At 64.8% G+C, this 13,335-nt stretch carries 11 protein-coding genes, 1 tRNA gene and 2 riboswitches; of the genes, 7 read left to right on the top strand and 5 right to left on the bottom strand.

The annotated features are described in order from the left end of the window. The first annotated feature begins 35 nt into the window (after positions 1-35). The 3 genes from vioA to ACTJLC_RS08425 all read left to right on the top strand — a co-directional run bounded on the left by vioA (position 36) and on the right by ACTJLC_RS08425 (position 3,236). The gene (gene vioA / locus ACTJLC_RS08435) at positions 36-1,184 is read left to right on the top strand and encodes a dTDP-4-amino-4,6-dideoxy-D-glucose aminotransferase VioA (protein ID WP_073427800.1); all 1,149 of its coding nucleotides are present in this window, start codon (positions 36-38) and stop codon (positions 1,182-1,184) included. 29 nt (positions 1,185-1,213) lie between these two features. Beyond that, the gene (locus tag ACTJLC_RS08430) at positions 1,214-1,876 is read left to right on the top strand and encodes an acetyltransferase (protein ID WP_073427801.1); all 663 of its coding nucleotides are present in this window, start codon (positions 1,214-1,216) and stop codon (positions 1,874-1,876) included. A gap of 280 nt (positions 1,877-2,156) precedes the next feature. Continuing rightward, positions 2,157-3,236: an HAD family hydrolase gene (locus ACTJLC_RS08425; RefSeq protein ID WP_440843583.1), complete on the top strand. Its 1,080-nt coding sequence runs from the start codon at positions 2,157-2,159 to the stop codon at positions 3,234-3,236. Positions 3,237-3,358: 122 nt separating this feature from the next. On the opposite strand, the gene ACTJLC_RS08420 is transcribed toward ACTJLC_RS08425, so the two are convergent. From ACTJLC_RS08420 to ACTJLC_RS08410, 3 genes are all read right to left on the bottom strand, one after another. Next, positions 3,359-3,766, bottom strand: a complete 408-nt coding sequence (locus tag ACTJLC_RS08420) for a CesT family type III secretion system chaperone (RefSeq protein WP_161553699.1) — start codon at positions 3,764-3,766, stop codon at positions 3,359-3,361. Beyond that, on the bottom strand, positions 3,763-4,728 hold the full coding sequence (locus tag ACTJLC_RS08415) for a hypothetical protein (protein ID WP_440843580.1): 966 nt from the start codon (positions 4,726-4,728) through the stop codon (positions 3,763-3,765). The genes ACTJLC_RS08420 and ACTJLC_RS08415 overlap by 4 nt, the downstream gene beginning before the upstream one ends. 809 nt (positions 4,729-5,537) lie before the next feature. After that, positions 5,538-5,613: transfer RNA gene (locus ACTJLC_RS08410), tRNA-Arg, on the bottom strand. Positions 5,614-5,887: 274 nt separating this feature from the next. On the opposite strand from ACTJLC_RS08410, the gene ACTJLC_RS08405 reads away from it, so the two are divergent. After that, positions 5,888-6,808 (top strand): c-type cytochrome, encoded by a 921-nt coding sequence (locus ACTJLC_RS08405; RefSeq protein WP_073427821.1) that lies wholly within the window; start codon positions 5,888-5,890, stop codon positions 6,806-6,808. A gap of 88 nt (positions 6,809-6,896) precedes the next feature. On the opposite strand, the gene ACTJLC_RS08400 is transcribed toward ACTJLC_RS08405, so the two are convergent. Both ACTJLC_RS08400 and ACTJLC_RS08395 read right to left on the bottom strand, forming a co-directional pair. Beyond that, positions 6,897-7,478, bottom strand: a complete 582-nt coding sequence (locus tag ACTJLC_RS08400; protein ID WP_073427822.1) for a hypothetical protein — start codon at positions 7,476-7,478, stop codon at positions 6,897-6,899. A 165-nt stretch (positions 7,479-7,643) separates the two neighbouring features. After that, a complete protein-coding gene (locus ACTJLC_RS08395; RefSeq protein WP_440843637.1) occupies positions 7,644-9,734 on the bottom strand; it encodes a UvrD-helicase domain-containing protein in 2,091 nt (696 codons plus the stop codon). A 350-nt stretch (positions 9,735-10,084) separates the two neighbouring features. On the opposite strand from ACTJLC_RS08395, the gene ACTJLC_RS08390 reads away from it, so the two are divergent. The 3 genes from ACTJLC_RS08390 to gcvT all read left to right on the top strand — a co-directional run bounded on the left by ACTJLC_RS08390 (position 10,085) and on the right by gcvT (position 13,300). Further along, positions 10,085-11,134: an oxidoreductase gene (locus tag ACTJLC_RS08390; protein WP_440843578.1), complete on the top strand. Its 1,050-nt coding sequence runs from the start codon at positions 10,085-10,087 to the stop codon at positions 11,132-11,134. 156 nt (positions 11,135-11,290) lie between these two features. After that, positions 11,291-11,641, top strand: a complete 351-nt coding sequence (locus ACTJLC_RS08385) for a hypothetical protein (RefSeq protein WP_310131214.1) — start codon at positions 11,291-11,293, stop codon at positions 11,639-11,641. A 181-nt stretch (positions 11,642-11,822) separates the two neighbouring features. Then, a riboswitch (glycine riboswitch) is annotated at positions 11,823-11,907 on the top strand. 42 nt (positions 11,908-11,949) lie between these two features. Beyond that, positions 11,950-12,102: riboswitch (glycine riboswitch) on the top strand. A 79-nt stretch (positions 12,103-12,181) separates the two neighbouring features. Next, positions 12,182-13,300, top strand: a complete 1,119-nt coding sequence (gene gcvT / locus ACTJLC_RS08380; protein WP_310123526.1) for a glycine cleavage system aminomethyltransferase GcvT — start codon at positions 12,182-12,184, stop codon at positions 13,298-13,300. The last annotated feature ends 35 nt before the right edge of the window (positions 13,301-13,335 follow it).

Genomic DNA, 13,335 nt, shown 5'->3' with positions numbered 1-13,335 from the left:
GCGTGACCCGGACTCAAACCAGCAGTGAGGAAATCATGGGCTCAAGCGCGCCTCTTCGTGCGATCGCGTCACTGGACGACGAACGCATCTATGTCACCCAGCCGCATCTGCCGCCGCTGGCCGAGTTCCTGCCGTACCTCGAAAAGATCTGGGACAGCAAGATCCTCACGAACGGCGGCCCGTTTCATCGGCAACTCGAAAAGGCGCTCTGCGATTACCTGGGCGTCGAGCATCTCGCGCTGTTCGCCAACGGTACGCTGGCCCTCGTGACCGCGCTGCAGGCGCTGCGCATCAACGGCGAAGTCATCACGACGCCCTATTCCTTCGCGGCGACCGCGCATTCGCTTCTGTGGAACGGCATCAAGCCGGTCTTCGTGGATGTCGACCCCGATACGCTCAACCTCGATCCCGTCAAAATCGAGGCTGCCATCACGCCGCAAACGACGGCCATCATGCCGGTGCACTGCTACGGCCATCCTTGCGATGTCGAGGCGATCCAGAAAATCGCCGACAACTACAACCTCAAGGTGATTTACGACGCCGCGCACGCGTTCGGCGTGCGCACCGAGAGCGGCAGCGTGCTCCGTCACGGCGATCTGTCGATCGTCAGTTTCCACGCCACCAAGGTCTTCAACACGTTCGAAGGCGGCGCGATCATTTGTCCGGACGCAAAGACCAAGCAGCGCATCGATCACCTGAAGAACTTCGGTTTCGTGGACGAAGTCACCGTCGTGGCGGCGGGCATCAACGGCAAGATGAGCGAAATCAATGCCGCCTTCGGGCTGCTGCAACTGCAACACGTCGACCAGGCCTTGGCGAAGCGCAAGGCCATCGACGCGCAGTACCGCGAGTTGCTCGCCGGCGTGCCGGGAATCCGCTGCCTGCCGGATACGGGCGAAAAGGTCGCGAACTATGCGTACTTTCCCGTTCAGGTGCTGGACGATTTTCCGATCAGCCGGGACGCGCTGTATGACCGCCTGAAGGAGCACGACATCTATGCGCGCCGCTATTTTTATCCGCTGATTTCCGAGTTTCCGATGTATCGAGGCTTGCCGTCGGCGCACAATGACAATCTGAGCGCGGCAAGCGCGGCTTCGAAACGGATCTTGTGCCTGCCGATCTATCCCGATCTGGATCCGGGGCAGGTCGCGCGAATCGTGAGCATCATTGCCGGCGTGAGATAACGCGCTCAGTCGATAGCTGGACCTATCCCATGCAAGACATCGTGCTCGTCGGATCTTCAGGCCACGCCAAGGTCGTTATCGATATCGTCGAAAAGGCGGGGCGCTACCGCATCGCCGGCCTGATCGACGGCTTCCGCACGCCGGGTGAGGAGACGCTCGGCTATCCGGTGCTCGGCGGCCCGTCCGATCTGCCCGCCCTGAATGCCCGGTTCGATCTCAAGGGCGCTCTGGTGGCGATCGGGGACAACAGCGTTCGCGCGCGCGTCGCCGCCGAAGTGGCCGCCCTATGCCCGCAATTGCCGTTCGTCACCGCGATCCATCCCGCCGCCAGCGTCGGGAACAACGTGGCCATCGGCGCGGGCACGGTCGTCATGGCAGGCGCCGTCGTCAATCCGTGTTGCCAGGTCGGGCGGTTCTGTATCGTGAACACGAATGCGTCGCTCGATCACGATTGCGTCATGGAGGACTACGCGAGCCTCGCGCCCGGCGTCACTACCGGCGGCAATTGCCGCATCGGCAGCCATGCCGCCGTGAGCATCGGCGCGGTCCTGCGCCATGGGATCACCATTGGCGAGCACAGCGTGGTGGGCGCCGGCTCACTGGTGCTCGGACCCGTGGATGCTTTCTCCATTGCATACGGAACGCCCGCGAGGAAAATCCGCGATCGTCAGCCGGGCGACAAATATCTCTAGCCGCCCCCGTGTGCCCGGGCGGATTTCTCATGGCGAACCTGTTGCCTTGCGCCGCGCAATTGAAGTCAACCAATCAGGTTCGTTTGTCGATTTGAATCGGACGGTTCCGGCCAGCTCCCGGCCTGAATGTATTTCGCGCGGCGCCCCTGCCTTGCGCTTCTGCCTTATTCCATTGGCATTTTTTCAGCTAAAAAAATCTCGCCACCGGCTGCAATAACCGCTTTCCGCGATTAGACTGGCGCTCGCTCAAGATCCGATCACCGCTTTCCATGAGGTTTTCATGATTCGCACGATGCACCGGTATTGCGTGGCTTATTGCGTTGCTTTAACCGTTGTGGTCCTTTCAGGTTGCGCCGTCACGCCGCGTCAGAGTGCCAGTGAGTCGCCCGCCGGCGCATCGACGGCCGCCGCGCTCGCATCCTGGAACGACACCGGGACGAAACGCTCGCTCGTCGATTTCGTCACGCTGGTCACCACGCCCGAGTCGAAGGATTTCATCCCGCGCGCGGATCGCATCGCTGTGTTCGACAACGACGGCACGTTATGGCCGGAGCAGCCCGCGTCGGTGCAACTGGTGTTCGCGCTGCAGCGCGTGAAGACGGTGGCGGTGCGGCATCCCGAATGGAAGCGGCAGGAACCGTTCCGCTCGATCCTCAAAGGCAATCTGAAGAGCGTCGCGGCGAGCGGCGACGCCGGCTCGATGCGCGTACTGGCGGCGGCGCACGCGGGCATGAGCAGCGATCAATTCGCTGCGCTCGTGCATGAATGGCTCGACACCGCGAGCGATCCGCGCTTCGACCGGCCTTACGCCGAACTCGCATTTCAACCCATGCTCGAGCTGCTCGCCTATCTGCGCGCCAACGGCTTCAAGACCTATCTGGTGACCGGCGGCGACGTCGAGTTTGCCCGCGAGATCGCACAGCGCATGTATGGCATTCCGCCGGAGCAGGTGATCGGCAGCACCGTCAAGTACAAGTACGGTCAGACCAACGGCGCGGTTTCGCTGACCCGGCTCGCGCAGGTCGACACGCTCGTGGACGGCGCGGCCAAGCCGCTTGCAATTGATCGCGTGATCGGCCGGCGTCCGGTGATTGCATTCGGCAACGCGGACGGCGACATACCGATGCTCGAATGGACCTCGACGGGCGACGGCCCGCGCCTCGCCGCGCTCGTCCACCATACGGACCCGGAGCGGGAATATGCCTATGACCGTGCCTCGAAAAGCGGCAAGCTCGACAAGGGTCTCGAGGAAGCCGGCGCGAAAGGCTGGGTCGTCGTGGACATGAAGGATGACTGGAAGACGGTGTTCAGGACGCAGCCCACGGCGGCCACCGCGAGCGCGGGCGCGCCGGTGAGGTAAGACGCAAGCGCAAAAGGCGCCCGCGCTCACCGGCCCGCAGCCATACTGCCGCGGCAAGCGTGATGACATGCCGGTCACCGCTTCGATGCGCGGCGTTCACGGCGTCCAGTGATCGGCGAAGGCTAACGGCGGGGGCCGCTTTCAACAACCTCGTCCTCACGCTCGTCCAGCAGCTCCGCGATCGTGCCGAGCAGGTCGGCCGCGCCGCGCGAGCCGTCGAGCGGGAAGAAGAGCACGTAGTGCAACCGCTCCGACTCCGGATCGAGGCCTACCGCGCCGTCCCATGCGGTCGCGGCATGCAGGTTCGCTTCCAGGGCGAGGCGGTACACCTCTTCGCGCTCGGCCGCTTGCAACTCGCCTAGCTCCACCTGAACGCGGACATGCAGCGGGTCCGTGCGCTCGTCGTAGCGAAGCGATACGACGTGCCCGCTCACGGCGAGTTGTCCGCTTTCGATGAGGCGGGCCGGGTCGCCGAGCCCGGCGATCTTGCAGATGTCGCCGATCAGCGCTGTGTAGTGGGCGTGACTCATCGATTGTTGACTCGCTGCAAGGTTTCCGCTCGGGTGTCTTCGCCGAGTACCGCGATCTTGCCGGGCGCGGGGTCTTTGCCTTGAAGCTGCCGCACAAGGCCTTTTATCTTGCCGGCAAACGATGGCGGTCTCGTCTCGCGATCCAATGCGTGAAAGACTTTCAGCGCCGCGGGTTCGTCTTCGGACGCAAGCTTGTGATCGTTCTTGATTGTGAAGAGAAGCTTGTTCTGCTTCAGCATTTTCTCGGCCATCTCCTTTTCCGTGGCGCCAGCCCGGGGGCTCTTCAATAGCTGCACCGTGTCCCATGCCGCCCCGTTGATCGAGCGTTGCCTATATAGGCGATGCGACTCAGGGCTCTCGGGCGTGTGGCCCTTCAGCTTCGCCGACGCGTGCTGCGGCGCATGGACCGGCCGTGCGACCGGCGACTTCAAGGCATGGCTCTCGTCGTCGATCTCGCGCGTCTCGGCTTGCGGCACGAATTGCACGCGCCGGGTCCGGCTCGGCCCCGCTTTGTCCGGTGACGCGGCAGGCTGCCCGGGACTCGAATGCACCGACTGGATTTCGGGTTCGCGCTCGGGCGACATGTCGTCGTGGCCGATCTCGGATGCGGACTCCGATCCGGTTTCCGATTCGGTTTCCGACTCGGATTCGGGCTGCCACGGCACGTCGTCGTTCTCGACGGGGCCATCCTCGCCGTTCGCCCATGCGTGCAATTGCGCTCGCAGCGTTTCGTCGTCGATGTGCGTATGGCCGAAGCGCTGCTCGGCCGATTTAGCTACCGCGGCGCCGACACGAGCCGTGTGGGTTCTGAAAGCCTGTTCATAGGCCGCATCGGGCGGCAGCTTCTCCAGCCGCTGGCGTTCCAGCAGACCGAGCGGCCAGCCATAATCGCGCGGCACGTTCAGCGCGACCGGTGGCTTCGCAGCCTGTCTCGCCTGCTGCGAATCTGGCCGCGCACGCATCGTCAGCCGCCTCGCGAAGCGCCGGACCGCCTTGCCCGCACTGCCGATCGAGTGGGCCAGCGCGGCGCCGTCCACGTTCAGCAACGTGACCGGACGGCGGTTGGATTGTCCGTGTATCGATGTCGCGATAGTGCGGCGTTGAGTGGCATTCGCGCCATTCGCGCTCGTCGGCGCTGGTCCTTGGCCGCCTTTCGTCGCCTGTCGGCGGCTGGGATCGGACGCGGCGTGCGAGCCCTGCGTCGATGAGGCGGTCGGCAATTCGCCAGCACGCGGACGATGAGACGCCGCGCCGGACGGCCGCAATGCCGCGCTCAATCGGCTCAACGGCTGCAGGACTCCATTGCGCGAGCGCGTGCCGCTCGCTCCGGGCTGTTTCGTGTGCGTTTCGCCGTGGGATGTTTGAGACCGGTCGTCGACGGATGCTGGCGCGCGCACGTTGCTGCTGAGTCGGATACCCATGGTGTCCCTCGCTCAATGATGTATTGGGCATAGTAGGGTGGTGGATGGGCGTCGATGGTTCGGAGACGGCGAAGTCGGTGCGCCGGTAGCGAAACGAAGAACCGCGGGCGTTCGGTGGAGGTGGCGGTGTGTTTTGGTGTGTTGCAGCCAGGATAGAGGCAGGTTTGGGGCGGCGGTCTATGTGTTCCAGCTTTGCTGGTGAGCGGGTTCGCTTGTTTTCGGACTGGTGATGTGCGGGGTTCGATACAGCACCAGGCTGAAGGTGGTGATGGGCGGGGGAATGCGGATGCCGTAGGCAATAAAAAAGGGCTTCGCGCGAATCGCGTAAGCCCTTGATAAACAATACTCAGTGGTGCGCCCGGCTGGGATCGAACCAGCAACCCCTGCCTTCGGAGGGCAGTACTCTATCCATTGAGCTACGGGCGCTTCAACACGAAAGCGCGACAACCTGAACGGATGCGACGCCAAAGCGAGACCGAAAGAATACCCGGTTTCGGCCAAACCGTCCACCGGACGGCCCGTGAAGCGCTTTCCGGCGCCTTCGCGCCACTTCGTCCGATGCGGGTAAACGCCTGCTGAACACCTCGCCGCGGCCCTCGCCGTCGGCGAAAGCTTGCGTCTATAATCCTCCGTGGCCGATCAAGAAGAAGAAGTTGCCGTCGCGCTGTACCGCTCACATACCCACGGAGACGAGACAAGCATGAGCGAAGCACCACACGGAGCCCCGATCAAAACCCCAGGACAGCTCATCGCCGCGGTCATCGCCGGGTTTGCTGTGCCGATCGTCATCATCGTCCTGCTGGCTTACTACGTCGACAATTCGACCCGCACCGGCGCCGGCACCGACAGTCTCTCCGAAGCCGAAGTCGCCTCCCGCATCAAACCCATCGCCCAGGTCGACATTCGCGACGCCAACGCGCCGCGCGTCTACAAGTCCGGCGAGGAAGTCTACAAGGCCGTGTGCGCCGCGTGTCACGCGTCGGGCACGGCGGGCGCGCCGAAATTCACCAATACCGCCGACTGGGCGCCGCGCATCGCTCAAGGCTTCGACACGCTGTTGCACACGGCGCTCGCCGGCAAGGGCGCGATGCCCGCGCGCGGCGGCACCAGTCCGGACGACTACAGCGACTTCGAAATCGCCCGCGCGGTGGCTTACATGGCGAACAATTCCGGCGCAAGCTTCCCCGAACCGGCGCAACCGGCAGCGGGTGCGGCCGCAGCCTCCGGCGCGGCCGCCACCTCGGACGCCACCGCCGCGGCAGCGGCTCCGGCAGGCGCTTCGGACGCAGCCGCGACCCAGGCCGCCGCCGCAATGGCGGCGCTGGCCAGCGTGCCGCAAACCGCCGCGCCGGCTGCAAGCGGCGCGCAAAGCGCGGACGCCTCGCAAGCGGGCAAGGCGCTCTATCAGCAGGTTTGCCAGGCGTGTCACGCGGCCGGCGTGCTGAACGCGCCGAAGTTCGGCGACAAGGAAGCCTGGGCGCCGCGCCTGAAAGAGCCGATGGACACCGTCTACAACTACGCGCTGCACGGCAAGGGCGCCATGCCGCCCAAGGGCGGTTCGACCGCACCCGACGCCGACGTGAAAGCCGCCGTCGACTACATGGTCAGTGCGGTGAAATAAGCGCGCTTCCAGCGCATATCGCCGATCGAAAAATCCCTGCTCCGTGGCGACACGGGCAGGGATTTTTTTATCCGCGAGGCGTCGGGATTCAAGCGCCGATATGCAACGCAACTGCGGCGGGAACGCTGAATCCCTCGACGAAAGCCAGCGCCGGCGTGGAACGAGCCAGCGCCGTGAAACGCGCATGCAGTTCAGCAGGAGCGAGCCACGGATAGCTCAACCCTTCCTGCAACGCATCGAGCAGGCCGCCATCGGCATCCGGCACCACGTCCATGCGCGCAATGTGAATGTGAAAGCCCGTAACAACCGGCGTCTGGTCGAAGCGCCATCGATACACGCCATGACCGACACGCAACGCGCCGCTCGTCCGCTCGCGCATCAGCACGAGCCACGGCAGCGCGTCGATCGCGCCGCCGTCCACCGTAAGCGCATCGCAGACGTAATAGGTGCGGCACCGCGCGTATTGCGCGCCGAAATCGCTGACGAGCGTTTGTGCAATCGCCCCCGCGCCGACGGTGCGCGCCGGAAACGCGATAGCTGAAGTGGCAAGCGAAATGGTGAGCACCGCGTCCGCGGCGAAAGCCTCGGCGATGCGCTGAGTACGCGTGTTGTCTTTCGCGTCGATGTAGGTTTCGAGTGCGCGGCGATAGGTTGCGAGCGGCGGCGTCATGCTAACGGTCTCCGGGTAACGGCCGTCAACGGTTCATTGACGAGCCGCGCCACTGTAGCGCGAGCGCCTGGCAAAACCGCCGAAGCACCTGCCGCGCGCGGGGTCTTGCGAGCGAAGCGAACGAAGCGAACGAAGCGAGCAAATCGAGCGCGCCGGCGTGCGCGCTCAAGGCTTCTGCAATAGCGCCTTCAAGCTCGCGAGCCGGTCTTTCGGCGACATCGGCGCTTCTTCCGCGGTGGGCGGCGGAGCATCGCCGAGCAGCATTTCGGGGATGAAGCGCGACGGCTCGCACACCACCGTCTCGCGCGCGCGCTTGCGCTTCTTGCACCAGTTCAGATGCAGGCTGCGCTGCGCCCGCGTGATCGCGACGTACATGAGGCGGCGTTCTTCCTCGATGCGCGCGTCGTCGATCGGTTCGTCCTCGGCGCCGCCACGGTGCGGCATGATGCCTTCCTCGACGCCGACCAGAAACACGTGCGGATACTCAAGCCCCTTCGACGCGTGCACCGTCGAAAGACGCACCGCGTCGGGATCTTCCTCGCGGCCTTCGAGCATCGACATCAGCGCGACGGTCTGGATCAGGCCGAGCAGATTCTTGCCGGTGTCGCCGAGACCGTCGGCGGTGTCGTAGCCGGTGGCCTCGCCTTGCGCCGCGCCGTCAGATTCGGCCTTGGTGCCCTTGCGCTTGAGCCACTCCATGAACTCCAGCACGTTCTGCCACTTGGACTGCGCCTGGCGTTCGTCGAAGGTGTCGTAGAGATACGCTTCGTAATGGATCGCGTCCATCAGTTCGTCGAGCAGCGGGCCGGCCGGATCTTTTTCCGCGCGATCGGTGAGGCGCTGCATGAAATCGCAGAACACGCGCATCGGCTCGATCTGGCGCGGCGACAGGCGGGCTTCGATCCCGCCCATGTAGACCGCTTCGAACAGCGACACCTTGGCCTGGCCCGCGAACGCGCCGAGCGCTTCGAGCGTCGTATTGCCGACGCCGCGCCGCGGCGTGGTGATCGCGCGGATGAACGCCGGGTCGTCGTTCGCGTTGGCGATCAGGCGCAGATACGCGCAGATGTCCTTGATCTCGGCTTTATCGAAGAACGACTGGCCGCCGGACAGCACATACGGAATGCGCTCGCGCCGCAGCACCTGTTCGAAGATGCGCGCCTGAAAATTGCCGCGATACAGGATCGCGTAGTCGCGGAAATTCGCGCGCCGTTCGAACTTGTGCGCCGACAGACGAAAAACCACGGACTCGGCTTCGTGCTCTTCGTCGTTGCACGGCGTGACGGTGATCGAGTCGCCCATGCCGTGTTCGGACCACAGCTTCTTCTCGAACAGCTTGGGGTTGTTCGCGATCACGTTGTTCGCGGCGGTGAGAATGCGCACCGTCGAGCGGTAATTCTGCTCGAGCTTCACCAGATGCAGTTTCGGGAAATCCTTGCCGAGTTGCGCGAGGTTTTCCAGCGTCGCGCCGCGCCAGCCGTAGATGGCCTGGTCGTCGTCGCCCACCGCCGTGAATGCCGCGCGCGGTCCGGCCAGTTGCTTGAGCAATTCGTACTGGCAGGCGTTGGTGTCCTGGTACTCGTCGATCAGCAGATAGCGCAGCTTGTTCTGCCAGCGATCGCGCACCGGCTCGTTGTTCGCGAAGAGCTCGGCGGGCAGGCGGATCAGGTCGTCGAAATCCACCGCCTGATACGCGTGCAGCGTCGCCACGTAGTTGCGATAGACGATCGCGGCCTGATGCTCATCCTCGTTCGCGGCGATCGCGATCGCTTCTTCCGGCATGATCAGGCCGTTTTTCCACAGCGAGATGATCGACTGGATCTTGCGGATGAAGCCCTTGTCCGTGGAGCCGACCTGCTCCTGGATCATGCCGAAGCAGTCGTCCGAATCCATGATCGAGAACTGCGGCTTCAGGCCGACGTGTTCCGCTTCCTGCCGCAGAATCTTCACGCCGAGCGAGTGGAAGGTGCACACCGTCAACTGGTTGACCGGCACTTTGCGGCCTTCCTTGCCGGGCGTGGTGAGCGTCTTGCCTTCGAGCAGCTTGCCCACGCGCTCGCGCATTTCCGCCGCGGCCTTGTTCGTGAACGTGACGGCGGCGATGTGGCGCGGCTCGAAACCCTTGGCTTCGATCAGGTGCGCGATTTTCTGCGTGATCACGCGCGTCTTGCCGCTGCCTGCGCCGGCGAGCACGAGACACGGACCGTCGAGATAACGGACCGCTTCATTTTGAGCGGGGTTCAGGCCTGCGGACATCGTCTGTGGATGGGTAATGCGGTTGAGCGCGGCGGTTTGGGAGCGCTTGGCTGCGGAGTCGTCAGGACCGAGGCCCGGGGGCATGCCGCAGCGGCTGGAACGGGCGCCTCGTGTGGGACAGAGGGGCATTCCGGCTGGCAGCGATTCGCGCGAGAGGAGCGATGTTAACACGGAAGTCTCCGGCGGCTGAGTGCGATAAAAACAGCGACCAGGCACCCCGACGCGCATGCGCTCAGCCGGTCTTCCAGGCCCGCCGCCAACCGTCTCCCGGCAGCCCATGCCACAATTACGTCGTTGCGCGCCGCCGCCGCGGTGGCAAAGCGGCGCGCCGTTTTTGCAGGAAGACACGCATGTCCGCATCGCTGAAGATTGGATTGATGGGTTACGGTTTTGCCGGCGCGACCTTTCATGCGCCGGTGATCGACCACTGCGGGCGCGCGAGCGTCGCGGCCATCGCCACGGGCCAGCCCGAGCGCGCGCTCGCCGATTATCCGCACGCCAAGGTGGTGGCCGATCTCGACGCGCTGCTGGCGCTCGACGAAATCGAGTGCGTCGTGATCGCGACGCCCAACGACACGCACTTCGACCTCGCGCGCCGCACGCTCGAAGCGGGCAAGCACGTGGTGGTCGACAAGCCGGTCACATTGAGCGCCGCCGACGCCCATACGCTCGCCAACATCGCACTCGCTCACTGCAAGCTGTTCGTGCCATTTCACAACCGCCGCTGGGACGGCGATTTTCTGACTGTGCGAGACCTGCTCGCCAGCGGAAAGCTGGGCCGCGTCACGCAATACGAATCGCATTTCGACCGCTTCCGTCCGGAGGTGAGGCAGCGCTGGCGCGAGGAGGCTTCGCGCGGCGGCGGCCTGCTGTTCGACCTCGGCCCGCATCTGATCGACCAGGCGCTGGCGCTGTTCGGCCCGCCGCAAACCGTGTCGGCCACGGTGCGCACGCATCGCGACCAGGCGAGCGCGCCGGACTACGTGCACATTCAGTTGGGGTACGGCGGGTCCGAGGTGGTGCTGCATGCGAGCGCGTTGACCGCGCTGATCGCGCCGAGATTCGCGATCCACGGCACGCGCGGCAGCTATGTGAAATACGAGCTCGACACGCAGGAAGACCAGTTGAAGGCCGGCTTGCGGCCAGGCGACGACGGCTTCGGCGCGGGCAACGCGGCGGGCATCATGCGTGTGCTGGAAGGCGATCGGGAAGTCGAGCGCGAAGTGCCGACGCGCAATGGCGATTACGTCGGTTTCTATGTCGCGTTGGCCGACGCGATCCAGAACGGCGTGAAGTTCCCCGTCAGCCCTCAGGACGCGGTCGACGTGATGACGATCATCGAGCTTGCGGCGCGCAGTTCGGAAGAAGGCATCCGGTTGCCGTTCGAGCGCATTCGTTGACTGGTTGCGTGCGCAGCGCCGCGCGGACAGAAAACCTGACGGTCCCGAAAGGAACATAACGTTACAAATAACGCCGCGCGCCCGGTCAGCGGGACGCTTCGGTGAGCCGTTGCTACTCCAGCAGTACGAGAAACGACAACGACTTCTGGAGAGCCCATGCCCCGTCTCATTCGCGCACTTGCCGCCTGCGCCTTGCTCAGTTCGCTCGCCGCCTGCGTGGTGGCGCCGCAACCCGCATCGGCGCCGCGTCCCAGCCCGCAGCAGATCGCGGACCAGCGTCTGCACCAGGTCGAAGGCCGCATCGACAACCTGGGCCGCCGCATCGACAACCGCGTGAATCAGGGCTACTACCCGCCACCGCAAGGCGGCGCGCTGCATCACCGGCTGGACGTGATCCGCCAGGAAGCGCGCGACATGGCCGCGCAACACGGCGGCGGCCTGTCCGGCGACGAACAGCGCGTGCTGAATCAGGAACTGGACAACGCGGCGCGCGCCGTCGGCGAATAGTCGCGCGATCAGCGCCCGTCGCGCCAGCTCGGCTTCGAGCATGAAAATCAGCAGCAAGCACGCGCGGCGCCACCTCCCGCGCGCTTTTTTTGATGCGCGGGATCCCGCCGCGTCAACCGCCACGCCCCTTGCGGGCCTTTATTTGACAAGCCCCCGGCCCTCGCGTACATTCGCCGCACGCGTCGGGAGAGCGCGCTGGCCGCTGAAAACCGCAGGCCGCGCCGCCGAAGGGGCACACCCGCAAACTCTCAGGCAAAAGGACCGACCGCGTCGAAAAACCCGCGTCCAGGCAACATCGAGGCCCAGGTTTTTCGCACTCTGGAGAGCGGCAGTAGCCGTCTGCATCGTCTAAAGCGTGCAGGTTCGGCAAGCTGCCCACCGAAGGGGCGCGCGTTCACCGTGATCCGGCAAGCCGGCCGCGGCAGCGCAATCTCTCAGGTATCGAGGACAGAGGGGTCATGCAGAACCACGCTCGCAGGCACACGCCGCGAGGCGTCGCGCCGCATGGCCTTTTTTGTTTCGCGAGATGCCAGAGGCCCCATGACCGAACTCAAACACACCCCGCTCAACGCCACCCATCGTGCGCTCAACGCCCGCATGGTCGATTTCGGCGGCTGGGACATGCCCGTCAACTACGGCTCGCAAATCGACGAACACCGCGCCGTGCGCACCGACGCCGGCATGTTCGACGTCTCGCACATGTGCGTCGTCGATTTCACCGGCGAGCGCGTGCGCGCCTTCTTCGAATATGCGCTGGCGAACAACGTCGGCAAGCTGCAAACGCCGGGCCGCGCGCTGTACTCCTGTCTGCTGAATCCGAATGGCGGCGTGATCGACGATCTGATCGTCTATTACTTCGGCGAGGACCACTTTCGCGTGGTCGTGAACGCGGGCACCGCCGACAAGGACATCGCCTGGTTCGGCCAGCTCAACGCCGAAGGCAGCTATGGCCTCACCATCACGCCGCGCCGCGATTACGCGATCGTCGCCGTGCAAGGCCCGAACGCGCGCGAAAAAGCCTGGCAAACCGTGCCGGCCGCGCGCGCCGCCACCGAAGCGCTGAAGCCCTTCAACGCCGCGCGCATCATGGAAACGCCGTTCGGCGAGCTGACCGTCGCGCGCACCGGCTACACCGGCGAAGACGGCTTCGAAATCATCGTTCCGGCCGATCACGTAATCGCGCTGTGGAACGCGCTGCAAGCGCAAGGTGTGCGCCCGGCCGGTCTCGGCGCGCGCGACACGCTGCGCCTCGAAGCCGGCATGAACCTGTACGGCCAGGACATGGACGACAACGTCTCGCCGCTCGACGCCGGCCTCGCCTGGACGGTCGACCTGGCCTCGCCGCGCGACTTCGTCGGCAAGGGCAAGCTGGAAGCCGAGGGCTCGAAGGCGGCGTTCGTCGGCCTGATCCTGCAAAAGGACAACGGCAAGGCGGCGGGCGTGCTGCGTGCTCATCAAAAAGTCGTCACGCCGCAGGGCGTTGGCGAGATCACCAGCGGCACTTTTTCCCCGACCATGCAGGAATCGATCGCCTTCGCGCGCGTGCCGAAAGGCGTGCAGCCAGGCGACACCGTTCACGTGCAGATCCGCGACAAAGCCCTTCCCGCAAGCGTGGTAAAACTGCCGTTCGTGCGCAACGGCAAAGTGCTCGCGGTTTAAGCAGCCGGCGCGTGCGTCATATCTTTTAAGCCCAT

Source organism: Paraburkholderia sp. 22099 (genome assembly GCF_052045835.1).
Lineage (GTDB): Bacteria > Pseudomonadota > Gammaproteobacteria > Burkholderiales > Burkholderiaceae > Paraburkholderia > Paraburkholderia terricola.
The sequence above is the reverse complement of the archived record's forward strand: the minus strand, read 5'-3'. Positions and strand labels throughout refer to the sequence as shown.

Coding starts and splice junctions, on each gene's coding strand:
- ACTJLC_RS08420 (WP_161553699.1), bottom strand. CDS start 3,766: ATGAGTCACGCCCACTACACAGCGCTGATCGGCGACATCTGCAAGATC.
- ACTJLC_RS08385 (WP_310131214.1), top strand. CDS start 11,291: ATGCCCCGTCTCATTCGCGCACTTGCCGCCTGCGCCTTGCTCAGTTCG.
- ACTJLC_RS08395 (WP_440843637.1), bottom strand. CDS start 9,734: ATGTCCGCAGGCCTGAACCCCGCTCAAAATGAAGCGGTCCGTTATCTC.
- ACTJLC_RS08400 (WP_073427822.1), bottom strand. CDS start 7,478: ATGACGCCGCCGCTCGCAACCTATCGCCGCGCACTCGAAACCTACATC.
- ACTJLC_RS08390 (WP_440843578.1), top strand. CDS start 10,085: ATGTCCGCATCGCTGAAGATTGGATTGATGGGTTACGGTTTTGCCGGC.
- ACTJLC_RS08425 (WP_440843583.1), top strand. CDS start 2,157: ATGATTCGCACGATGCACCGGTATTGCGTGGCTTATTGCGTTGCTTTA.
- gcvT (WP_310123526.1), top strand. CDS start 12,182: ATGACCGAACTCAAACACACCCCGCTCAACGCCACCCATCGTGCGCTC.
- vioA (WP_073427800.1), top strand. CDS start 36: ATGGGCTCAAGCGCGCCTCTTCGTGCGATCGCGTCACTGGACGACGAA.
- ACTJLC_RS08430 (WP_073427801.1), top strand. CDS start 1,214: ATGCAAGACATCGTGCTCGTCGGATCTTCAGGCCACGCCAAGGTCGTT.
- ACTJLC_RS08415 (WP_440843580.1), bottom strand. CDS start 4,728: ATGCGTGCGCGGCCAGATTCGCAGCAGGCGAGACAGGCTGCGAAGCCA.
- ACTJLC_RS08405 (WP_073427821.1), top strand. CDS start 5,888: ATGAGCGAAGCACCACACGGAGCCCCGATCAAAACCCCAGGACAGCTC.